The sequence below is a fragment of the Corynebacterium testudinoris genome, assembly GCF_001021045.1.
Lineage (GTDB): Bacteria > Actinomycetota > Actinomycetes > Mycobacteriales > Mycobacteriaceae > Corynebacterium > Corynebacterium testudinoris.
Genome location: NZ_CP011545.1, coordinates 1267101 through 1289676, shown reverse-complemented (window position 1 = coordinate 1289676; position 22576 = coordinate 1267101). Strand labels below are relative to the sequence as shown.

Here is a 22576-nt window from a genome sequence, read left to right as displayed (position 1 = left end):
CCCCTACTTCCGCTGGCGACGCTCGCGCACACGGACCGCAATCCGTACCGGCGTGCCGTGGAAGCCGAAACGCTCACGGAACTTGCGCTCCAGGTAGCGGCGGTAGCCCGCATCGAGGAAGCCGGTGGTGAACAAGACGATCACGGGCGGCCGGGTCGAGGCTTGGGTGGCAAAGAGGACGCGCGGCAGGCGGCCGTTTTTCATCGGCGGCGGGTTAGCAGCAATCGCCTCGCGCAGCCAGGTATTGAGCTGGCCGGTGGAGATGCGCTTGTCCCAGTTCTCCAGGGCTTCCAACATGGCGGGTTCGAGGCGCTGGAGGGCGCGGCCCGTCTTGGCGGAGATGTTGACGCGGGTGACCCAAGGCAGGTGGGCGAGCTGGAGATCGATTTCCCGATCGAGCTCGTAGCGGCGGTCCTCGTCCATGAGGTCCCACTTGTTAAAGGCGATGACCATGGCTTTGCCGGACTCGAGGATCATGGTGATGACGCGTTGGTCCTGCTCCGAGACGGGCTCGGAGGAATCGATGAGCAGGACGCAGACCTCGGCGGCGTCGATAGCCGCGCGGGTGCGCAGGGAGGCGTAGTACTCGTGGCCCTGGGCTGTTTTTACCTTTTTGCGCAGTCCGGCGGTGTCGACGAATTTCCATAGGTGTTCGTCGAGCTGGACGAAGGAATCGACGGGGTCGACGGTGGTGCCGGCGACGTTGTCCACGACTGAGCGCTCTTCCCTAGCCAGCTTGTTCAGCAGAGAGGACTTGCCCACGTTCGGCTTGCCCACGAGGGCGACGCGGCGTGGGCCTTCGACGATGGACTTGTCGCGGGGGACCTCGGGGAACTTCTCCAGCACCTCGTCGAGCACGTCGGCGCCGCCGCGGCCGTGGAGGGCGGACACGGGCCAGGGATCGCCAAGCCCAAGGGCGTAGAACTCGGCCATGTCGGCGTACATCGAGTCGGAATCAAACTTGTTGGCCACGAGGATGACGGGGACATCGGCTTTTTGCAGGTTGCGGGCCATGACGGCATCGGTTTCGGTGATGCCGACCTTGGTGTCCACCACCATGACGATGACGTCAGCGGATTCCATGGCGATTTCGGCCTGGCGGGCGATCGCGCCGTGAATGCCCTTGACGTTGGGGTCCCAGCCGCCGGTGTCCTGGACCCAGTAGCGGCGTCCGTTCCAATCGGCGAGGTACTTGATGCGGTCGCGGGTGACGCCGGGGAAATCCTCCACGACGGCTTCGCGGCGGCCGAGGAAGCGGTTAACCAGGGTCGACTTGCCCACGTTGGGCCGGCCGACGATGGCGACGGTGCACAGTTCTTCTTCGAGGTGCTCGGGGTTTTCGAAGCCCATGCGGGCCTCAAGTGCTGCCCACTGTTCCTCGGTCATCTCTTCGAAGTTGAAGTCCTCGGCGTCGAACTCGGCTGGGGCCCAGCCGTCGCCGGGGGCGAGCTCTTCCTCATCGATGAACACGCCCTCGGCGTCCATTTCTCCGCCACCGGGGGTGTGGAAAACGAACTGGGTGTCTTCTTCGTTGTCGTAGTCGTTGGTGCTCATCGGGCGCTCTCCTCCACCAGTGTCATGAGGGTGTCGAGCACCTGGGTGAAGCTGAGCTCCGAGGTGTCGACGATGATGGCATCCTCCGCCGGGCGAAGCGGGGAGGTTGCACGGTTGGAATCTAACTCGTCGCGACGCTCAACGTCGGCGAGCACGGTGTCAAAGTCTGCCTCGCGGCCGGCCGCGACATCTTGGTCGAAGCGACGCCGGGCACGAACCTCGGCGGAGGCGGTGAGGAAGACCTTGACGGGGGCGTCGACAAGCACGACGGTGCCGATGTCGCGGCCTTCGACGATGGCGCGATGCGCCTGGGTTGCTAATCGACGCTGCAGTGCCACCAGGTTGTCCCGAACCTGCGGGATGGCCGACACGGCGGAGACATTGCGGGTCACTTCCGAGCCACGGATCTCGGCGGAGACGTCCTCCCCGGCCAGCAGCACTTCGGTGGAATCCGGGTCGTCGTTGACGGATAACGGCAGGTCAGCGGTCACCTCAATGACTCGATCGGAGTCAGCGGGATCGACTCCGGCGCGGAGAACCGCGAGGGTGGCCACGCGATACATCGCTCCGGTATCCACATACTTCGCCTCCAGCTCGGTGGCTAGACGGCGACACGTCGTCGACTTGCCCGTTCCGGACGGGCCATCGACGGCGAGCAGCAAACCCCCATCGGGCATGTTGGACAAGGTCACAGCTCGACCGCCTTGTACAGCGAGGTCAGCTCGGAATCATTGAGCGCGCGGATCGTGCCGGGCTTTTGCTCACCGAGTTGGACCGTGTGCAGCTTGGTACGCACTAGGCGCTGCACCGGGAAACCGGCTTCCTTGAGCATGCGACGGACGATGTGCTTGCGGCCCTCATGCAGCTCGATGCGGATGAGCGACTGGCCCATGTGGGTATCCACGATCTGCACAAAGTCGGCCTTCGCGGGACCATCGTCGAGCTCGATGCCCTTTTGCAGGCGGTGGACGAGGCGCTTGTCGGACTCTCCGAGCACGGTAGCCAGGTAGGTCTTGCGGACCTCGTGCTTCGGGTGCATGAGGCGGTTAGCCAGCTCACCATCGTTGGTCAGCAGCAGCAGGCCTTCGGTGTCGGCGTCGAGGCGGCCGACGTGGAAAAGCCGCTGACCGGAGACTGTCTTCTCCGCGACAATGTCGCCGACGCACGGCCGACCCATGTCATCGGACATGGTGGACTGCATCCCGCGCGGCTTGTTCAGCAGGAAGTACTCGTGGTTTTCATTGACGTTGATACGCACGCCATCGACGCGGATAACGTCGACGTTCGGGTTGACTCGGGTTCCTTGGGTCTTGACAATCTTGCCGTTGACTTCGACTCGGCCCTTATCAATAAGGACCTCGGCGTGGCGGCGTGAGGCGACCCCGGCTTGGGCCAGGACTTTTTGCAGGCGGATGCGTTCATCGGAGACGGGCTGATCATCGACGAGCCAGTCGGCGCCGAGGCTGCGGGCCACGGAATCGGCGGTGGCGGCTTCCTTGCGGCGCTGATCAGAGTTGACGTTTTGGCGGCGGGCGGGGCGCGCGTTGGACAGCGGAATCTCGGATGCCCGCAGCTTCTTAGGCTGCTGGTCCTTGTCCGGTGTGCCGTCGCGGCGAGCGGGTGGAGTCACGTAGATCGTGTCCTATCTGTAGTTTTAGGTCTAAATCCTGCCCCACCCTACCCGAAGTGGGGCTAGAACTCCTCATCGATGGAGTCCACATCAGGCAGCAACGGCGCCAAGTCGGGCAGGCGCTCGAGGGAGTCGATGCCGAGCAGCTCGAGGAAAAGTTCGGTCGTGGCGTAGCGGTGCGCGCCGGTGGAGGGCTCGATATCGACCTCCTTGATCAGACCACGCAGGTGCAGGGTGCGCATGACACCATCGACGTTGACACCGCGCACACCGGAGATCTGCGAGCGCGTGGCCGGCTGCCGGTAGGCAATGACAGCGAGGGTTTCCAGGGCGGCGCGCGATAGCCGGGTTTGCGAGCCGTCCAGGAGGAACTGCTCCACCGCAGGGGCATTGTCGGTGCGGGTGTACAGCCGCCAGCCCTCGGCGGTTTCCCTCAGGTCGAAGCCGGATCCGCGTTCATTAAATTCCGTGGCGATCTCGGTGAGCAAGGACACGACCGTGTCCGCGTCGACGTCGAGGACTCGGGCCAAGACGGTATCGGTCGCCGGGGAATCGATGACGAGGAGGATGGATTCCAGGCGCGAGCGCAGCTGCCCAATCATTGGCAGGCTCATGACGTAGCCACCTCCCGTCCACTGTCAGGACGGCCCCACTCGGACCACGACTCCTCATAAACAGCTAGGTCATCGTAACCGGCGAGAGCGGCGGCAAAGGCATCCACGCAGGCAGTCACCCCGGAACCACAAGAAAACGTCAGGTCTTCTCGCTGCCCCGCGGAGCGGGCATCGACGACGAGGCGGGGGCTGGCGGTGACCATCGCGGCGTCGATAAGCAATCCAGGATGGGGAGGTCCCGTGATGGTGCCGCGGTGGGAGGGACGGGCAAAGGGTGCGGTTTCCCCGGTCCACGGGCCATCGAGAACGCGCACATTGGTGAGCCCTGCCGCGCGCGCGAGCCACCACACGCGGGGTGCTGTGGCCCCGGCCTGCTGGTCATAGATCACGACTGGAGTGTCATCGCTGATGCCGTAGGAATCGAACAGTGCCGGAAGGTCAGCCCGCGCGGTGTGCGGAAGCGGGCTGGCCTGATCAGAGAAATCGGCCTCCAGGTCGGCGAGGAACGATCCGGGGATGCCCGAGGTGGGTGACGTGGGGCCCATGGAGGCGCACAGGACGACCGAGGGCCCCTGCGTGTCGAGCTCTCCAGCGTCAATGAGTAAAGACATGCCGCCTAGTCTAAAACTAAACCCTTCCGGGTGCTGTCACCTGCACGAATGACCACCAAGTGAAGGTGTGATCAACGGCATGTGAAGTCGTTAAAGTTTTTCGTGCAAATCACCTTCACAACAATTAGTGATGTGTGTAACATGCCGGTATGAGTACGATCACCCGCACCGACCGCTTGATCTTGATGCCGCTGACCTCGGAGCATGACGCTGAGGCATACAAGGTATATAGCGACAAGCGCATCTGGGCCCACCGCCCCCAAGCCCGCCACGAGGACGTCCGCGAGACCCATGTTCTCATCGGCCGCACTCAAGCGTCGTGGGCAGCGAAAGACTTGGGCCCATGGGGCGTCTACCTGCGCGATCAGCCGTCGGAGTTCATTGGCGTTGGCGGCCTAGAACTCGTCGATGGGCGCGTATGGGACCTGAAGTACCGCTTCCGCCCCGACAAGTGGGGCAATGGCTACGCCACCGAAGTCTCCGAGGCAGCCTTGCGCCTGGCCAAGCGCCTCGATCCGGACACCCCGGTGACCGCGCGCATCACCACCAACCACCCATCTTCCGAGCGCGTGCTGGAAAAGCTGGGCCTGCGTCCCGTGTGGGAGGGTCGCCGAGTGGGCACCGAGGGCAACCCGGATGAGCCCGATGTGCGCATCTACTCTGACCGCGAGCTGCCCGTTGAGATCCTGGAGTTCCTCAAGGCACGACCCTAGTTCCTACTCCCCCGTCCAACAGCCCGTCGGTAGATTCCGGCGGGCTGTTTCTGCGAAGTCAGTGGCCTGACCCAGCCCGGCGGGAAGCGTTCCCCACAGCGGTGTCCCCGTCACCACGGGCAGCTCCGCGAGATTGAGCTCAGTTGCCAGGTCTGGCTGGGCAGGCAGTGATCCGCCGATGAGGCCAATAACGTTAAGGCCCCTCGCCTTGGCGGCCTCCACGGTGAGCGCTGCGGCGTTGAGTGAACCCAACCCCAGCGTGGTCACCACCACCACATCCGCGCCGAGACGCTGGGCCAAATCTGCGCAGGTTTGGTCATCGTTAAGCTGAACGAGCAGTCCGCCGGCTCCCTCGACGAGCACGACGGTGCCGGGCGCGTCCAGGTCGCGAATGCGGGCCGCTATGGCGTCCAGATCCGGTGCCGGCAGGTGAGCCCGACGGGCCGCGAGGTTGGGGGCGAGCGGCTCCGGGTAGCGGTGGAATTCCTCTCCTGACAAGCCAGTGAGCTTTTCGACGACCCCGATATCTCCCCGGTCCGCAGCGTCCCCGATGCCCGTTTGCACGGGCTTGACGGGGATGACCCGGTGGCCGTCGGCCGCGATACGGACGGCGAGTGCCGCCGTGGCGATGGTCTTGCCGACATCGGTGCCGGTTCCCGTCACGAAGATGATGCTCATTGTGCTTCCTTCCCTGGTGCCACTGCAGCTGTGACAGCGGCGCAGATGGTGGCGAGTTCGCCCGGTGTGCAGATGTAGGGCGGCATGACGTAAATCAATCGGCCAAATGGTCTGATCCACACGCCGTGGTCAAGGGCGGCGCTGGTGGTTCGGTGCATGTCAACCGGTTCGGTCATCTCCACGACACCGATGGCACCCAGGACCCGGACATCGGCGACGCCGTCGCAGTGCCGGAGAGGCTCGAGACCTTCCTGGAGTGCAGCTTCAATCATGGGCACCTGGGTGCGCCAGTGGCCTTCCTGCAGCATCCGCACCGATTCCGTGGCCACGGCACAGGCCAACGGGTTGGCCATGAAGGTCGGGCCGTGCATGAGCGCTCCGCCGCCGGCCGGACTATCAATGGCATCGGAGACCTTCAGGCTGGTGAGGGTGGCCGCCAAGGTCATGAATCCACCCGTCAGCGCCTTGCCGACGCAGAGGATGTCCGGGTGGAGTCCCTCGGTGGCAAACAGTGCTCCGGTCCTTCCCCATCCGCTGGCGATTTCGTCAGCGATGAAGAGGATCCCTCGGCGCTCACACAACTCACGCACTTCCGCGACAAGAGCGCCGTCATGAAAGCGCATGCCACCTGCGCCCTGGACCACCGGCTCGATGATGAGGGCGGCAATGTCGGCGGTGATGAGCTGATCCATCGTAGCGACGTATTCCGCGATCACGTCCGCACTGGCACCCCGAGCCGGCGGTGCGGGGGCGAATACTTGTCGGGCCAGAGTGCCGTCCCACATGGCGTGCATCCCACCCTCGGGATCGCACACGCTCATCGCGGCGAAGGTGTCCCCGTGGTATCCGCCGCGCCACGTCAGAAGCTTGGTGCGCTCCGGGTGGCCAATCCCCCGCTGGTATTGGAGTGCCATCTTGATGGCCACTTCCACGGACACCGACCCAGAGTCCGAGTAGAAGACCTTGGTCAGATTCGGGTCAGTGACCTCCACGAGGGCTTGGGCTAGTTCCACCGCCGGCCGGTGGGTGAGCCCGCCGAACATGACGTGGCTCATGGTCTCTGCCTGGCGTTGAGCGGCGGCGACCAGCCGCGGGTGGCTGTGTCCGTGCACCACTGCCCACCAGGAGCTCATGGCATCGATGACCTCACGGCCGTCGCCAAGCGTGAGGGTGACTCCACTGGCAGATTCGACCGGCAGGGTGGGGATGCCCGCTGGGGCGTAGGGGTGCCAGATGTGTGCGGCGTCGAGCCTGTGCACATCGGCGAGACTGAGCGTGGGGGGCATAGCGTCCTTCGAGAGGTTGAACATTGTTCAAGTTTAGGCAGGGCTTTGATCCTAACGCATGCACCCGTCTGGCATGATGCTGCCCATGACAGCAATTGAACAACGTTCAGGGGTGACGGCTGACCGCCACCCCGTGGCCATGCCGGCCGTCGTCAGCATCGAAATGTGGGAGCGCTTCAGCTTCTACGGAATGCAGGCCATCCTCGCCTACTACCTCTACGCCACGATCTCCGACGGCGGCCTAGGGATGGACAAAGTGGAGGCCACCGCCCTCGTCGGCGCCTACGGATCCCTCCTCTACCTGTGTGCCTTCGGCGGCGGATGGGTCGGCGATCGCCTCTTCGGCCCCGAACGAACCCTGCTCCTCGGGGCGGGAATGCTGATGTTCGGCCACCTCAGCCTCTCGCTCATCCCCGGCTGGCTGGGCACAGCCCCCGGCCTCATCGCCATCGCCGTGGGTTCGGGGCTGCTCAAGACGGCGGCCATCACCGTGTTGGGCCGGGTCTACCCATCGAACGGCGCCCGCCACGGAGTCGCCTTCCAGCTCTTCTACCTGGGCATTAATGTCGGCGCCTTCTTCGGCCCCCTGCTTACCGGCTGGCTGGCCGCCCGCTACTCCTACCACCACGGATTCGGCGCCGCCGCAGTCCTCATGGCGGTGGGCCTGGCAATCTACCTCTCCTTGCGCCCCCGCATGATGACCTCACTCAACGAGTCCGCCCGCAGCGCCATCACCACCGTCCCCAATCCGTTGTTCGGACCGGCACGATTCCTCGTGCCGCTGGCCGTCATCGCCATCGCCGCGGCACTGCTGGCCGTGGGGATGCGCAGCTTTGCCACCCTGGCCACCGTCTTACTGATCGCCACCGTCAGCGTCGCCGTAGCCCTGTTCATCCAGATGTTCCGCTCGCCGCTCGTGAGCACCCAAGAACGCCACCGGGTGGCCGCCTTCCTGCCGATGTTCATCGCCTCCACCACCTACTGGGCGCTGCTCGCCCAAACCTACGGCGTGTTTGCGGTCTACTCCGCCGAAAGACTTAACCGCACCTTCCTCGGCTTTGACATCCCACCGGCATGGACCCAGTCGCTTAACCCGCTGTACATCCTCACCCTGGCCCTGCCCCTGGCGTGGGTGCTCGCACGCCTGCGCACCCGCCGCGGCCTGCACTCCGCCACCACGATGGCCTCTGGTCTCCTCATTGCCGGGGCGGGCATGCTCGTCCTGCTCCCCTTTACTGGCGGCGCCGCCGGATCCACGCCCTTCCTCGCACTCGCGGGCTGCATCCTGCTCTTCTCCTTGGGCGAGCTCCTCATCGGCCCCGTCGGCATGGCGGCCACCAGCGCCCACGCGCCCGCCGCCTTTGCCACTCGCTTCTCCGCGCTCTACTTTCTCACCTTGGCCATCGGAACCTCCCTGGCCGGGTCACTGTCCCGATTCTTCGACCCAAGCAACGCCGTCGCCGAACGCACCTACCTTCTCAGCGTCACCGGCACCGTCGTTGCCATCGCGGTGGGCGTGTTCTTTGCAGCCCGCGCCTTGCGGCGGACTACGGAAGAAACCGCAGCCTAGGTTGGGCTAGATCTGGTGGCCTGGACAGCATGGTCGCATCCTCCGTGGTGCCTAGCTAGATCCTCAGCCTGCCTGGGGAATGCTGTTCTTTCCCCGGACGCTCAGGAGAACGAAAGCGACTGCCGCGGCAGCACACCCGAGGGGTAGAGCATATGTGAGCCGATCGGGCATGAGGTAGCCAAGTCCAGCCAGGAGGAAGAGGGTAATAAGTGCCCAGGAAGGCATCCGCTCTTCGCGGGTGGATGCCTTGAATGGCTGCCCGCCAACAAAAGTCACTGCCATGAGGAGAAGAGCAGGAATGATCGCCAGTACTAGTTCATTGAGCGTAATGAAGTAGATAAACCCTCCGAAGAGAATCGACGCGATTCCACTGAGCCACCTGGTCATTTCGCTCTCCTCCCGGCACCAATCACTATTCGCAATCGACTCTACGATACCGAATGCACCGCAAGCCGTGAGTCAGTCCCAGTTCCTCGCCGCGACCACGGCCGGGTCGACGTCGAGGCCTGTCCAGGCAACGGTGAGTTCCCCCAGTGGCTCAGCCTGCTCAGCCTCCACGGCCTTGGCCTTGTAGAGCTCTAGCAGGGCGAGGAATCGACCCACGACCTCCATCGACAAGGTGCAATCACGAGTCAATGCCGCGAAAGTTAGCCAATGATTTTGTCCCATGAGCCGCAGGGTATCCAGAATCCGGCCAGCCTGTTCCGGAACGGAGACGGCGACCTGATGGATATGGCCAATCCCGACTTCCTCTGGTGGCTTGGGCCGGAAAACACTCGCCGCCATCTCCGCAAAGGTCGCAGGCGTGTGGCCGAGCGTCACCGGAGGGAGGAGATCAGCAAACTGCTCTTCCATTCCAACCGCCCGCGGGTACCGCCGCTGAGCGTTCTTTTGCCGCTGCGCAAACAGGTCCGCCACCTGCTTATACGCCTTGTACTGCAGGAGACGGGCGAAGAGAATATCGCGGGTTTCTAGCAGTGCGAGGTCTTCCAAGTCGTCGACCTCGCCGCGGGGAAGGAGCCGGGCGGCTTTCAGGTCCAACAACGTCGCCGCCACCACGAGGAACTCCGTCGTCTCATCCAGATCCGCGGTTTCCCCGAGACGCCGGGTGTAGGCAATGAAATCATCAGTGACTTCGGAAAGTGCGACCTCGGTGACGTCGAGCTTCTTGGCCCCGATGAGCTGCAGGAGCAGGTCAAAAGGACCCTCGAAGTTCTTCAGGGCAACGCGGAAGCCCGGCAGCTCTGGTTGCTCCGCCACCGCGGCGGGCAGATCCGCCGACCTGCGGGGCGGGATAGTAATCGTCGGTGCGGACACGTGAATTAGCTGGTCCGCTCCAGGACCTCGAGCGCGAGGTGGCGATACTGCTCGGCGCCCTGCGAGCTGGGTGCCCAGGTGATGATGGGCTCGCCGGCCACGGACGTTTCTGGGAAGCGGACGGTGCGAGTGATCACGGAGTCAAAGACTTGATCGCCAAAGACCTCCACCACGCGCGACATCACTTCCCGGGCGTGGGAGGTCCGGCGATCAAACATCGTGACCAAAATGCCGAGGATCTCCAAATCAAAATTGAGGCGGTCACTCACCTTCTCCACCGTGTCCGTCAGCAGCGCGAGGCCGCGGAGAGAGAAGTACTCGCACTCCATGGGAATGATCACACCATGGGAACACGCCAGCGCATTAACGGTGAGCAGTCCCAGGGAGGGCTGGCAGTCGAGGATGATGAAGTCATAGTCCTTCATCACCGGGCGCAGCGCCCGGGCCAGCGTCTGCTCGCGGCCAACCTCATTGACCAACTGGATCTCCGCAGCCGAGAGGTCGATGTTGGCGGGGACAAGGTCCATGCCCGGGACGCTCGTCGAGTGAATGGCGGAGTGAATGGAGGTTTGGTTATCGATGAGCAGGTTGTAGACCGTCAGATCGAGCTCGTCGAAGGGCACGCCAAGTCCGGCGGACAAGGCACCCTGCGGGTCTAGGTCAACGAGCAACACTTTCCGGCCTTGCTCAGCCAGGCAAGCACCCAGGTTAATCGTGGACGTCGTCTTACCCACGCCGCCCTTTTGGTTACACATGGCGATGATCTTGGCGGGACCGTGCTTTTCTAAAGGGGCAGGTTGAGGCAGATCGCGGACGGGCCGTCCGGTCAATCCGAGTTCAGAACCCGGAGTCTCAAAGAGTCCGTCTCCGGTCACAGTCACTCCCTCTTCCTTGACGTTGCTTACACGACTTACACGAATGTCATCCACAGACTACCCCCACTCGCGCCGTGCTGGTGGAGGCGCGTCCAGGGCTTGATCCTCGTCCGCCCAGTCAAGCGCACAGACCAGACTTTTTCCGGTGTTCCACCTATGCGCGTGGGTGCGCTTCCCGCCACACCTGGCGCAGATTCTCCGCCGTCACGTGAGTATAAATCTGGGTCGTGGTCACCGAGGAATGGCCAAGCAGTTCCTGGACGGAGCGCACGTCGGCGCCGCCCTCCAACAGGTGGGTGGCATAGGAGTGGCGGAGGGTGTGCGGCGAGATGTCTTTGGCCAACCCCGCGCGCGCTCCCGCGCTCTTGAGCACCGCCCAGGCGGATTGCCGGGACAGAGCCCCACCGCGCTTATTCAACAGCAGAGCGTGAGATGCGCCGGTGGCAAAGGCTGGGCGTGCCCGCACGAGGTAGTCATTCACCGCAGCCAGTGCTTGAGAACCGACCGGGACGATTCGCTGTTTGTTGCCCTTGCCGGTGATGCGCACAATGCCGTCGCAGTCCACGAGGTCATCAACGACCAACCCCAAGACCTCCGAAATGCGGGCTCCGGTCCCGTAGAGCAACTCCAATAGGGCCCGATCGCGCAGGTCGACGGGAGTGGCGGTGTCGTCGTTGGGGACGGCGTCGATAAGCATGGACACCTCCTCGATGCTCAACGTGTCAGGCAGGTGCCGGCCGGTGGCCGGCGGAGAGACATCGGCGGCGACATCGACGCCGATGAGGCCTTCGAGGAGGGCGAATTTGTGCAGCCCCCGCACGACGACGAGGGCCCGTCCGGCGGAGCTGGCCGCAAGTCCACTGCGGCGCAGGTCGGCGACGTAGGCCTCAATGTCGATCGCCTGGACTGCCGCCACGTCGTCGATCCCCGCGGCATCGAGCCACTCCAGGTAGCGATTGATGTCTCGGCGGTAGTTACTGAGAGTGTTCGCGGACACACCGCGCTCCACGGTGAGGTGGTTAAGCCAAGCGGTGGCGAGGTCGCGGGCAGAGGTCACCGCGGCAGCTTCTTCAGGTCGGGAACAATGCCCGAATCGATGCGGCGCTGCGCCAGGCTGTGCGGCCGCAGATCGAAAGGAACCGACACGGGGCGAGCTTCCGCGCGCCCCGACAGCACCTCGGCGGCGGCGAAGATCCCGGCGATGGCGATCGAGTTGACGATCTGTCCGGACATGATCATGTCCACGGCCTCCTCGATGCTCACCCACTGGTGATCCATGTCCGCCTCCTCATCATCCGGCGCAGCGGGTTGCTCCCCCTCCCGGAGCGAGGTCGCCAGGAACACGCGCACCGACTCATCGCAGAATCCGGGGGAAGTCACCAGATCCACGAGGACGGACCAAGACTCGGCGAGAAGACCAGCTTCCTCCAGCAGCTCGCGTTGAGCCCCGGTGACCTCGTCTTCGCCAGCGATGTCGAGCAGGCCCGCGGGCAGCTCCCACAGCCGACGCCCGACCGAGTGCCGGTACTGCTGGACCAGCGGCAGTCGGCCGTGCTCATCGACGGCAACGACTGCGACCGCACCGAAGTGCTCGACGATTTCCCGGTTCGAGACCGTGCCGCCGGGCATCTCTACCCGATCTTGCCGCACGGCGAGAATCGGAGACTCGAGGAGCACGGTCGAGCCGTGGACAGAGAAATCGTGAACGTGGTGAGAACGGGAATCCATGCCCACCAACATAGTCCCACTAACAAAGATCAGTACTAGGTGAGGGCAGCGCCGACGAGCCCCACAAACAGCGGATGTGCCTTCGTGGGTCGGGACTTGTACTCCGGGTGGGCCTGGGTAGCGACAAAGTAGGGGTGTACGGAGGTCGGGTACTCGACGAATTCGACGAGGGTGCCGTCCGGGGAGGTCCCCGAGAACACCAGCCCGCTGCCCTCTTCGATGGCGGTGCGGTACGTGTTGTTGACCTCATAGCGGTGGCGGTGGCGTTCGCTCACGTCGGTGGAACCATACAGCCCGGCCACGACGGAATCTTCCGCCAGGACGGCCGGGTAGGAACCCAAGCGCATCGTGCCGCCCAGGTCGGCCTCGCCGGAGACGGCTGCGCGCTGTTCCTCCATGGTGGAAATGACCGGGGCGTTGGTCTCGGGATCGAATTCGGTCGACGTCGCGCCCTCAATGCCGGCCCGTTGGGCTGCTTCGATGACGATGCACTGCAGTCCGAGGCAGATGCCCAGTAGCGGGATGCCGTGGTCGCGGCAGTGGCGAATGGCGGCAATTTTTCCGTCGACGCCGCGGGTGCCAAAGCCTCCGGGAACCACGACTGCGTCGATACCCTCGAGCGCCGAAGCGGCATCGTCGGCGCAGGAGTCGGACCCGATCCAGGCAATCTTGGCTTCCACGTGGTGGTGGAAGCCCGCCGCGCGAATGGCTTCCACGACCGATAGGTAGGCGTCGGGCAGGTCGATGTATTTGCCCACAATGCCGACGGTGATGGCGCGCTGCGGGTTTTCCACTCGTTCCAGCAGATCGCGCCAGGTCGTCCAATCCACGTCCCGGAAGGGCAGGTTGAGGCGGCGGATGAGGAAGGTGTCTAGCTGATCACGGAAGAGGACCTCGGGGATCCGGTAGATCGAGGGGGCGTCGGCGCAGGAGACGACGCCTTCGGGTTCGACGTCGCACATGAGCGCGATTTTCTCCTTGAGTCCCGCTGGAACTTCCCGGTCGGCACGCAAAACGATGGCATCGGGCTGGATTCCGATGGCGCGCAGCTGCGCGACGGAGTGCTGCGTCGGCTTCGTCTTGAGCTCACCGGAGGGCGCGAGGTAAGGAACGAGCGAGACGTGAATGAAGAAAATGTTGGCGCGTCCCACGACCTGGCGCACCTGGCGCACGGCCTCGAGGAAGGGTTGGGACTCGATATCGCCGACGGTGCCGCCGATTTCGCAGATAACGACGTCGGGTCGATCACCGTTGGCATCGGGCTCGCCCATCGCCAGGATGCGGTCTTTGATCTCGTCGGTGACGTGTGGGATGACCTGGACGGTCTTGCCCAGGTAGCCGCCGCGCCGCTCACGGGCGATGACCGAGGAGTACACCTTACCGGTGGTGACGTTGGCGTTCTGGGTGAGGTTGCGGTCGAGGAAACGCTCGTAGTGCCCCAGGTCAAGGTCTGTTTCCGCGCCGTCCTCGGTGACAAAAACCTCGCCGTGTTCGAAGGGGTTCATTGTGCCGGGGTCAACGTTGAGGTACGGGTCCAGCTTTTGCATGGTGACGCTCAGCCCGCGGGCGATGAGCAACTGGCCCAGGCTGGCGGCCGTGAGCCCCTTGCCTAAGGAGGAGACGACTCCCCCGGTGACGACGATGTATTTGGTCGGCTCGGCTGCCATGGCATCCTCCTGAGAATATAAAAATCCGCAGGTGCATCGGTTGATTGCACCTACGGACCCTCAGCATAACACCAATATCTAGTAGCTGATAGTTACGCCTTTAAGGTGCGGGAATGGCCGCGTCCGCCGACGCCGCGCTGCCATACGCTCCGGCCTCGCCAGCCAGCTGGTCGCGGACGGCAAGCACGGTGGCCAGCTGGCCCCAGGAGCGGTCGACGGAATCGACCGTGGATACGCCGGTCCAATTGGCCCGCACCTTCGCTATGACACCGCTTTCCGACGCCGCCGTGCGGATCCGTCCCGCCAACACCACACCGTTGCCACGCGAGTCGAGCGCCTCAGAGAAATCGGCGAGGTTCTGCGCAGCAAAAGCCGCATCACCCTCCCCGTCCGAGTCACCGGTAATGATGACCACAACCTGGCCCGGGAGGATCGTCCCGGATTCGAACTCCACGTAGCCAGCATCGCGAAGGGTGCTCAGCAGCAGTGCCCGATCCTCGGAGCTTGCCTGCTCCTCACCGTTGTCGGGATTGAGCAGCAAAGCGGAGCCGAGAGCCTCCCCCGCATGCACGCCCGGATCAAGGCGATCCACAGAGAGTTCCGCTCCCGCCGGGAGCGTATTAGTCACAATCGACTTGAGCTGGTCCGCTCCCTCCCGGGAGAAGAACTTCTGCGTCAGCGTGATCGTGCCGGCGTCGATGGCACCAGAGGCTTCCAAGAGCGTCTCGACGCCCTCCACGTCCCCCGCGTCCGCGTCAGCCGTGCGCATCACCAGCACCGGGCGATCGTCCAGGGTTCCGCGCACCGTGCCGGTCACCAGCTCCTCGATGACGCTATCCGCAGAAGCCGCCTGCGACTCGGCGATGTTTGCCTGCTCTTCCGCTGCCGCCAGCTCATCCCGATTCGAGGACAAGGACACGCCCCCGCCGTCGGACATGTTCGGGGCGAGCACCAGGGTGCCCAGGGCAACGCCCACCGCCACTCCGACGCCACCGCCAGCGATGAGCCAGCCACCTACTCCGGGCTTTCGTGCCATGAGACTGAGACCCACCCTCCCCTATTTGAACCAACCCTGGACGGTCAGTGCAATACCGTTCCAGGTGTCGATGAGGTTGTTGACAAAGCTATCCGAACCCGTCAATCCCACGATGAGGATGATCGCCGCCAGGGCCACGATGATGCCCAGCACGGCCCACAGCCACGCGAGGTTGGAGCCGCCGCGCACCACGTAGAGTTCCGTAATGGCCTTGGCATCGACCAGCTTGGCGCCGACCTTGGTGCGGGTGAGCAACGCCGACGGGGTCGCGGAAGGATCATGGGCGAACACCGCGTCGAGATCAAAGCGCGAACCAGCATTCACGATGAGTTGCGCGCCGTGATAATCCGCAAGCAACAGCGCTAGGTCCGTGGCGGAGTCCGTCGCCGTGGGAAACGTCATCGCCCCAATGCCGAGATCCTGAATCCGCTCCAGCCCGGCGGCGTGGCCATCCGGATCGGCGGGCAACACCACGCGCGCGCCGCTGCGGAGGACATCAGCGCCAATGCCAGCCGGGTTGCCCACAATGAGATCCGGCTTGTATCCCAGCTCCAACAAGGTGTCGGCAGCCTCGTCCACACCAATGATGACCGGGGAGTATTCCCGAATGAAATTGCGCAGGTGCTTGACCTCGTCCCGGTGATCCGGGCCGGGGCTGACGACCAGGACCTTGCGGTCCTGGAACTGGGCGCCGGTGTCGGGGATCCCGAGACCGTCGATAAGCAACGGACCCTCGGAGTGAATGAACTGGATCGTATTGCCGAAGTAGGCCTCCATGTGGTCGACCAGGCCTTGCTGCGCCTCCGTGAACGACGCCTCCGCGGCCTGCGCATTGACGATCTGCCCGGAGCCGATGGTCTTCTCACCCACGTGAATGCCACCATCGTCGGTGATGCGCCCGCGTTTGCCGTCCTTGAAGCCATCCAAGAGTAAATCCCCCGCGCCCTCAACGAGGAGGATGCCCGCCTCAAGCAGCATGTGCGGACCGAAGTTAGGCACCGCGCCCGTGCTAAACCGAGCGAGGTTAATCACCGCGGCCGGTGACGCATCCAGGAGCCTTTGCGCATCCTGGCGGGTGATGTCCGGCGCATTGACCACGGCCAAGTCGCCGGCACGCAGGCGTTTGACACCCTTGCCGGACGTGCAATCGCGCAGGGGTCCCTGCAGGCCGGGCAGGTCAACGTTGCGGGAGAACAGACTCATGGGGTCATTGTGGCGCGGGCAACGCGATCGGTGGTGAAGGCGCGCGGGTTAGGAGGAACGAAACTCCGCCCGTTCACTGCGCGCCCGATCGAGCAGCTCCGTGGCGTGGGCCCGGCCGGTGTCCGTCCCGTCAAGGCCCGCGAGCATGCGCGCCAACTCCTCAACCCGTTCCTGATCACTCAAGGTGACCACACCAGAGGTCACGGCATCATCCCCCACATCCTTGGCCACGACCAGGTGAGTGTCGGCATACGCGGCGACCTGGGGCAGGTGCGTGACCACGATGACCTGATTGCGGCCAGCCAAGCGAGCCAACCGCCGCCCGATCTCCACGGCAGCCCGCCCGCCGACTCCGGCATCGACCTCGTCGAAGACTAAAGTCGCCCCCTCACTGTCGGCGGAGAGGATCACTTCCAGGGCAAGCATGACGCGGGAGAGTTCACCACCCGAGGCCGAAGCAGCGAGCGGCCGGGGATCCGTGCTGGCGTTGGGGGCGAGCATGAGTTCCACCGAATCGGCGCCATCGCGGCCCGGCTCGCCCACGCTGATATTGACGACCATGCGTGACTTGCCCATCGCCAACCCTTGCAGCTCGGCGGTGACAGCCTCCCCCAGGGCGGCGGCGGCCTTTGCTCGGGCGGCACTGAGTTTCTTCGCCGCGGCCGTCATGGTCTTCTTCGCCGCCGCTACCTGCTTTTTCAGCTCATCAAGAGCCTCGGAGGAAATATCGATCTTGGCCAGGCGAGCGCGGGCCTTATCCCGCCAGGCGATGACCCCATCGGCATCATTGGCGTATTTGCGGGTGAGCACCTTGAGCTGTTGCTGACGCTGTAGGAGCTTCTCCAGGTGGTCAACATCGGAGGGCAGGTCCGCCAGATAGCTGCCCAATTCGGCGGAAATATCCCGCAGGCCCGAAGTCATCTCCGTGAGGCGTTCTCCCAGTTCCTTAAGGGCACCGTCCTCGGAAGCCACGAGCGCTGCTTCAGCCCGGCCCAGCAACGTCGAGGCAGCCTCCTCATCGGCGGCGTAACCCCCGAACGCTTCGGGCCCATCAATCGCCCCGAGGGCCGTCGTGGCCTGCTCCCGCAGGCTATCGACGTCCTGGAGGCGACGAATCTGCGTGAGCAACGACGCATCTTCCCCCGATTCTGGCTCCACGGCATCGATCTCATCGAGTGCGAATTGCAATCGGTCAATCTCCTGGGCGAGCTCGCGGCGCGATTCGGTGCGTTCCTGCAGGTCCTTCGAGAGCGAACGCCAAGTCTGATAGGCCCCACGGTAGGCGGCGAGCAACGGGGCAATAGCCGGATCGAAGCGATCGACGGCGGCGAGCTGCTGCTCGGGTGCCAACAAGCGCAGTTGGTCATTTTGCCCATGGATGGTCAACAGCGGAGCGGTGAACTCAGCCAACGTCGCCGCGGGCACCGAGCGGCCACCGAGGTGGGCGCGGGAGCGCCCCGCCGCACTGACGGTGCGGGAGGCGATGTACTCGCCGTTTTCGTCGGCGGTGCCCCCCGCGGCGTCGACAAGCTCCCTCACCCCCTCCACCACTGCAGCCGAGGGGATAAACCGGCCTTCGACGACCGCCTGCGGGGCGCCATTGCGCACCCGAGAGGCATCCGCGCGACCGCCGGCCAACAGGCGCAAACCAGTCACGACCATGGTTTTGCCGGCCCCCGTCTCGCCGGTGAGCACAGTTAACCCTTCGGCCAATTCAGCCGTGGCCGCCGGGATGACGCCAAGATTCTCGATGGCAATGTCTGCGAGCATGCGCGCCAGCCTACCCGAACACTCGTGCTAGTTCTTCGACGAGGTCCGCGGACCCCGCCACCCAGAGACCGGCAGACGCAACTTCGTCACCAGACGATCAGTAAACGTCGAATTATCCAACCGCACCCAGCGGACAGACCGGCGCCCCCGGACAACCTCCACCCGCGACCCGGGCGGCATGGGAATCGGCCGGAAACCATCCATCACCGCCATCGCGGGAGAAGCATCGGGGTTCGACTCCACGGCGACGGTGGAATAAGGCGACACCACGAGCGGTTTCGTGAACAACGCGTGGGCATTATTCGGCACGACCAAAATGGCGTCGAGCTCCGGCCACAGCACCGGACCACCGGCCGAAAACGCGTAGGCGGTGGAGCCGGTCGGGGTGGAAATAAGGACGCCATCGCAGCCAAAGGACGACACCGGCCGCCCATCAACTTCCAGGGTCGCATCGAGCACGCCCCGCCGGTTGAGGTTTTCCACGCTGACCTCGTTGAGAGCCCAGCCGCGGCCGATGACCTCCAGATCATTGTCCAACACCGTGACATCAATGGTCATGCGATCCTCGATGCGGTATTCCCGATCAATGACCCGGCGGATCGCCTCATCCAACGACTCGGCCTCCCACTCCGCGAGGAAGCCAACGTGGCCTAGGTTGATTCCCAACACGGGCAGATTCACCGAATGTGCCAGGTCTGCGGCGCGCAGGAACGTGCCATCGCCGCCCAAGACCAGCACCAATTCGCATCCCTCCGCCGCTGTCCGGGAATGGGTGACGCGCTCCAGCGGCGACAAAATCGCGCTGCCTTCGAGGGGTCGACCGTCCTGATGGACGAGCACCCGAACCTCAATCCCTGCCGCCTGCAACAGCTCCGCGGTGCGCTCCGCAGCAGAAATGTTAGAGCTGCGCCCCGTGTGGGGGACGAGTAACACCGTTCGGGTTTTCGTGGGTGCAGCAGGTACAGTCGGTGCGCTCACTGGGGTCCTTCCTTCACGGCCGCGAGAATCATGGAGTTGAGTTCCTCCGGCGTCGGGGCGGTCGCGCCGCCATCCTTGACCAGCCATAGGAAATATTCTACGTTCCCGCTCGGCCCCGGCAATGGGGAGGCCACCACGCCGCGGCAGCTGAGCCCAAGGGTACGAGCAAATTCGGCGACTTCGAGGGTGACCTCCGCGCGCAGGTGCGAGCTGCGCACGACGCCACCATTTCCGAGCCGATCTTTCCCCACTTCGAATTGTGGCTTGACCATGGGGAGCAGGTCGGCGCCGTCGACGAGGGCGTCACTGATCGCGGGCAGGGTCAGCCGCAGCGAGATGAACGAGAGGTCTCCGACCATGAGGTCGCAGGGACCATCAGTCATCTCTGGGGTGAGATTCCGGATATTCGTCCGGTCGAGCACCCGAACTCGCTCATCGTCCTGCAGCCGCCAGATCAACTGTCCGTACCCCACATCGACGGCGACCACCTCCCGGGCGCCGCGTCGAAGCAGCACGTCGGTGAAGCCACCCGTCGAGGCACCCGCATCCAACGCTTTCTTCCCTTCGACGCTCAGTCCGAGCGGCTCGAAGGCCTCCAGCGCCCCCAGGAGTTTGTGCGCTCCCCGCGACGCCCAATTGTCATCGCCGGATTCTTCCACCCGAATCGAGACCTCCGGCTCCACGACCGTCGCAGGTTTAAGCGCCGGGAAGCCGCCAACGATCACCCGACCGTCCTTGATCATCTCTACCGCGTGTTCCCGCGATCGGGCGATCTTGCGTCGCACCAGTTCAGCGTCAAGACGCCGCCGTGACACGGCCATCCGCGCCCTCCTACCCCTCGTTGTCCTGCAAAGCTCGGTGCAGCACCGCGTGCGCCCGAGTGAGCTGTTCCGCCTCCGCGGCAAGGCCATCGACCTGCTCGCCGAGGATCTCATCCATCTGCTTATCGACGTCCGCAGGGCTCAACCGATGCGCCTGCCCCTCGCTTGCCCGTTGGGCAAGCTCTGCCGGAGTGACCACTGCGTGTGTCACCGCCACCCGGCGACGACACGCTCCGCGTCGTCGGACATGGGGCGAATGAGCGCCGGCTCCTTCTTCCATGCCCACGCCACCTCAAGCACCGTGCGCAGGGCCTGAATTGACGTCGACTCTGGGGTTCCGCGCTCCAGGAGAATATCTGCCCCATCAATCCGGGCGGTGAATCCGCCTTGCGCCCCGGGACGGAGTTCCTTCTCTGGCAGGTTGAGATCAAGGAGACTTTGGCCCAGGTAGGTGGGCCGTTGTTCCTCCGGAGCCTCGATGAGGGCCAGCTCGCCCGACACTCCAGTGAGGACATGGAAGGTAGCCATCCGCGCCGCGTTGCCACCCTGAATATCTGTGTCCAGGCGATCGCCCACTGCCAGCGGGGCGCGAACTCCTAGGCGATTCGCCGCCGAGTAAAACATCGCCGGACCGGGCTTGCCGGCCGATTGCGGCGCCACGCCCGTCGCGGACACCACCGCCGCAACCATCGAGCCGTTACCCACCATGAAGCCCCGTTCCGTGGGCAACGTCGTATCCAGGTTGGTGGCAAAGTAGGTTGCCCCCTTCCGGATGGCCAACGCTGCCTCGGAGAGTTCCCGCCATCCGAGATCGGGATTCATACCTTGGAGAACGGCCTTCGGATTGTCATCAGCGCTGCTGACCACGTGGTAGCCCGCCTGGGTGGCCAATGCCCGGAAGGAATCAGTGCCCACAATGAGGACGGTGTCTCCGGACTGTAGGTACTCCGATGCCATGTCGAGGGCCGCCTGCGCCGAGGTGACGACGTCGCTATCGCTCGTGTCCAGCCCCATCGCGCGCAGCTTCTCCGCCACGACTTCGGGACCCCGCATGGCGTTATTGGTGACAAACATACTCGCGACGCCAGCGGTGGCAGCCCCCGAAATGGCCTCGATGGCACCGGGAATCGCTCGCCCGCCCTCCCACACGGTTCCGTCGAGATCGAGGAGCAGGGCATCGTGATTGGAGAGAAGACTCATGCCCTCGACTCTACTTGTCAGCCGAGTTCTTGTAGACGCTGGGCAGCATCAAGCAGCTCGTCCTCATCAATCTTGTCGACGTGAGCAAACCACGTCTTAGCCTCATCAACGCGGCCGGCGGCGGCGAGCGCGTCACCGTAGGCATACGCCAGGCGGGCAGCGAAGGGCCCCGTCGAGTCAAGAGACGGTTCCAGGCGCTGCAGGGTTACTACCGCCGAGTCGGCCTGACCCATATCCAAACGCGCACCAGCGACAACGATCGCCAGCTCGACCTTTCCTTCCGCATCAAGCTGACGGGCCTCCTCCGAACGCCCAAGCTCCACGGCCTTCTCCGGGCGGCCCAAACCGCGCTCGCAGTCAGCCATGACGGCCAGCAAGCCGGGACCGCCGGACATGCGGCGAGCAGCGCGCAGCTCCGCGAGAGCTTCCTTCCATTCACCAGCCCGATAAGCGGCAATGCCGTTGGTCTCCCGAGCCACCGCGACCCGACCCGCGCGGTTCTTCGCGGCCTGGGCGTGGCGCAGCGCCAGCTGGGGGTCATCCTCCATGAGGGTGGCGGCCATGATCATGTGCTTGGCGACGCCCTCCGCGTTGTCCTTCGACAACACCTTCAGGTCCTGCAGGACCATGGGATCGAGGTCATGGATATCGATATCGCCGGGCAGATCCGGCTCGGTCATGCGCTTGTTCAGTCGCTCTTCCCGGAAACCCGAACGCTGGGGCGCGGAGCGGTTGGAGGACGAACGCTCCTCACCTGCCCGCTGAGCGTGCCGGCGGTCGCCTTGTCCGCCGCGCCGATCGGGTCGGCCGCCGCGGTCAGAACGATCCGAGCGTTCACCCCTGGCGGGTTTCCGATTGTTGGACTGGTTACGATCACGTGACGGACGATCAGACATAGACCCATTCTTCCCGAAAAGCCCCACGAAGGGGGCACAAATGACGACAGGCGCGGCCTACCGAGGAGAAGACTCTCAACTCGGTAGGCCGCGCCTGTCATTCCTCTTTTAAGTTTTTAGTGTCGGCGGTAACCTACTCTCCCACACCCTCCCAGGTGCAGTACCATCAGCGCAACCAGGCTTAGCTTCCGGGTTCGGAAAGGGACCGGGCGTTTCCCTGCTGCCATCAACCACCGACACACCCACCAGAACAACACCCACCACCCACACAAGGCGATGGACATGCTTCGTTCTGTGACACGAGTGTGCTGTGTCAGACACTGCATAATGGACGCGAACCACCAACCACCCCAACAAGGGCAATCAGATGATCTCATTTTTTTTGTTACGTTGCGTAAAAAACACCCACCAACCACCACAGCAGTCAAA

23 protein-coding genes and 1 rRNA gene are annotated in these 22576 nt (G+C 64.2%); 2 read left to right on the top strand and 22 right to left on the bottom strand.

Annotation, left to right across the window (positions count from 1 at the left end):
- Nucleotides 1-3 precede the first annotated feature (3 nt).
- The 5 genes from der to CTEST_RS06225 all read right to left on the bottom strand — a co-directional run bounded on the left by der (nt 4) and on the right by CTEST_RS06225 (nt 4409).
- On the bottom strand, nt 4-1554 hold the full coding sequence (gene der / locus CTEST_RS06245) for a ribosome biogenesis GTPase Der (protein ID WP_047253015.1): 1551 nt from the start codon (nt 1552-1554) through the stop codon (nt 4-6).
- Complete coding sequence (gene cmk, locus CTEST_RS06240) at nt 1551-2231, bottom strand: (d)CMP kinase (RefSeq protein ID WP_201774837.1); 681 nt, start codon at nt 2229-2231, stop codon at nt 1551-1553. The genes der and cmk overlap by 4 nt, the downstream gene beginning before the upstream one ends.
- A gap of 11 nt (nt 2232-2242) precedes the next feature.
- Nucleotides 2243-3184 (bottom strand): pseudouridine synthase, encoded by a 942-nt coding sequence (locus tag CTEST_RS06235; RefSeq protein ID WP_047253013.1) that lies wholly within the window; start codon nt 3182-3184, stop codon nt 2243-2245.
- Nucleotides 3185-3246: 62 nt separating this feature from the next.
- Nucleotides 3247-3798 carry an SMC-Scp complex subunit ScpB gene (gene scpB / locus CTEST_RS06230; protein WP_047253012.1) on the bottom strand — a complete coding sequence of 184 codons (552 nt, stop codon included), beginning with the start codon at nt 3796-3798 and terminating at the stop codon, nt 3247-3249.
- A complete protein-coding gene (locus CTEST_RS06225) occupies nt 3795-4409 on the bottom strand; it encodes a sulfurtransferase (protein WP_052844316.1) in 615 nt (204 codons plus the stop codon). Before CTEST_RS06225 ends, scpB begins: the two co-directional genes overlap by 4 nt.
- Before the next feature lie 149 nt (nt 4410-4558).
- On the opposite strand from CTEST_RS06225, the gene CTEST_RS06220 reads away from it, so the two are divergent.
- Nucleotides 4559-5122, top strand: a complete 564-nt coding sequence (locus CTEST_RS06220; RefSeq protein WP_047253011.1) for a GNAT family N-acetyltransferase — start codon at nt 4559-4561, stop codon at nt 5120-5122.
- A 3-nt stretch (nt 5123-5125) separates the two neighbouring features.
- Here CTEST_RS06220 and bioD read toward each other — a convergent pair whose 3' ends face one another.
- Nucleotides 5126-5800 carry a dethiobiotin synthase gene (gene bioD / locus CTEST_RS06215; RefSeq protein WP_047253010.1) on the bottom strand — a complete coding sequence of 225 codons (675 nt, stop codon included), beginning with the start codon at nt 5798-5800 and terminating at the stop codon, nt 5126-5128.
- Nucleotides 5797-7086 (bottom strand): adenosylmethionine--8-amino-7-oxononanoate transaminase, encoded by a 1290-nt coding sequence (locus CTEST_RS06210; protein ID WP_047254264.1) that lies wholly within the window; start codon nt 7084-7086, stop codon nt 5797-5799. Before CTEST_RS06210 ends, bioD begins: the two co-directional genes overlap by 4 nt.
- 85 nt (nt 7087-7171) lie before the next feature.
- Between CTEST_RS06210 and CTEST_RS06205 the strand changes: the two genes are divergently transcribed.
- Nucleotides 7172-8656 carry a peptide MFS transporter gene (locus CTEST_RS06205; protein ID WP_047253009.1) on the top strand — a complete coding sequence of 495 codons (1485 nt, stop codon included), beginning with the start codon at nt 7172-7174 and terminating at the stop codon, nt 8654-8656.
- Between the two features lie 63 nt (nt 8657-8719).
- Here the strand turns inward: CTEST_RS06205 and CTEST_RS06200 are convergent, their stop codons facing one another.
- The 15 genes from CTEST_RS06200 to rrf all read right to left on the bottom strand — a co-directional run bounded on the left by CTEST_RS06200 (nt 8720) and on the right by rrf (nt 22385).
- Entirely contained in the window at nt 8720-9043 is a 324-nt protein-coding gene (locus tag CTEST_RS06200) for a hypothetical protein (protein WP_047253008.1), read from the bottom strand.
- 72 nt (nt 9044-9115) lie between these two features.
- The gene (locus CTEST_RS06195) at nt 9116-9928 is read right to left on the bottom strand and encodes a segregation and condensation protein A (RefSeq protein ID WP_201774836.1); all 813 of its coding nucleotides are present in this window, start codon (nt 9926-9928) and stop codon (nt 9116-9118) included.
- A 50-nt stretch (nt 9929-9978) separates the two neighbouring features.
- The gene (locus tag CTEST_RS06190; protein WP_047254262.1) at nt 9979-10848 is read right to left on the bottom strand and encodes a ParA family protein; all 870 of its coding nucleotides are present in this window, start codon (nt 10846-10848) and stop codon (nt 9979-9981) included.
- Between the two features lie 154 nt (nt 10849-11002).
- Nucleotides 11003-11905 carry a site-specific tyrosine recombinase XerD gene (xerD, locus tag CTEST_RS06185; RefSeq protein WP_047253007.1) on the bottom strand — a complete coding sequence of 301 codons (903 nt, stop codon included), beginning with the start codon at nt 11903-11905 and terminating at the stop codon, nt 11003-11005.
- Nucleotides 11902-12576, bottom strand: a complete 675-nt coding sequence (locus CTEST_RS06180) for an NUDIX domain-containing protein (protein WP_047253006.1) — start codon at nt 12574-12576, stop codon at nt 11902-11904. Before CTEST_RS06180 ends, xerD begins: the two co-directional genes overlap by 4 nt.
- Nucleotides 12577-12611: 35 nt before the next feature.
- The gene (locus CTEST_RS06175) at nt 12612-14243 is read right to left on the bottom strand and encodes a CTP synthase (protein WP_047253005.1); all 1632 of its coding nucleotides are present in this window, start codon (nt 14241-14243) and stop codon (nt 12612-12614) included.
- Nucleotides 14244-14343: 100 nt separating this feature from the next.
- Entirely contained in the window at nt 14344-15279 is a 936-nt protein-coding gene (locus tag CTEST_RS06170) for a copper transporter (protein ID WP_047253004.1), read from the bottom strand.
- 21 nt (nt 15280-15300) lie between these two features.
- On the bottom strand, nt 15301-16482 hold the full coding sequence (steA, locus tag CTEST_RS06165) for a putative cytokinetic ring protein SteA (RefSeq protein ID WP_047253003.1): 1182 nt from the start codon (nt 16480-16482) through the stop codon (nt 15301-15303).
- 48 nt (nt 16483-16530) lie between these two features.
- On the bottom strand, nt 16531-18252 hold the full coding sequence (gene recN, locus CTEST_RS06160; RefSeq protein WP_047253002.1) for a DNA repair protein RecN: 1722 nt from the start codon (nt 18250-18252) through the stop codon (nt 16531-16533).
- A gap of 27 nt (nt 18253-18279) precedes the next feature.
- The gene (locus tag CTEST_RS06155) at nt 18280-19230 is read right to left on the bottom strand and encodes an NAD kinase (RefSeq protein ID WP_047253001.1); all 951 of its coding nucleotides are present in this window, start codon (nt 19228-19230) and stop codon (nt 18280-18282) included.
- Nucleotides 19227-20051 (bottom strand): TlyA family RNA methyltransferase, encoded by an 825-nt coding sequence (locus CTEST_RS06150; RefSeq protein WP_047253000.1) that lies wholly within the window; start codon nt 20049-20051, stop codon nt 19227-19229. Before CTEST_RS06150 ends, CTEST_RS06155 begins: the two co-directional genes overlap by 4 nt.
- 10 nt (nt 20052-20061) lie before the next feature.
- Nucleotides 20062-20262 carry a hypothetical protein gene (locus tag CTEST_RS06145; protein WP_144413234.1) on the bottom strand — a complete coding sequence of 67 codons (201 nt, stop codon included), beginning with the start codon at nt 20260-20262 and terminating at the stop codon, nt 20062-20064.
- Nucleotides 20259-21251: an HAD-IIA family hydrolase gene (locus CTEST_RS06140; RefSeq protein WP_047252998.1), complete on the bottom strand. Its 993-nt coding sequence runs from the start codon at nt 21249-21251 to the stop codon at nt 20259-20261. The genes CTEST_RS06145 and CTEST_RS06140 overlap by 4 nt, the downstream gene beginning before the upstream one ends.
- A gap of 17 nt (nt 21252-21268) precedes the next feature.
- Complete coding sequence (locus CTEST_RS06135; protein WP_047252997.1) at nt 21269-22147, bottom strand: tetratricopeptide repeat protein; 879 nt, start codon at nt 22145-22147, stop codon at nt 21269-21271.
- Between the two features lie 120 nt (nt 22148-22267).
- Nucleotides 22268-22385: ribosomal RNA gene (rrf, locus tag CTEST_RS06130) — 5S ribosomal RNA — on the bottom strand.
- Nucleotides 22386-22576 lie beyond the last annotated feature (191 nt).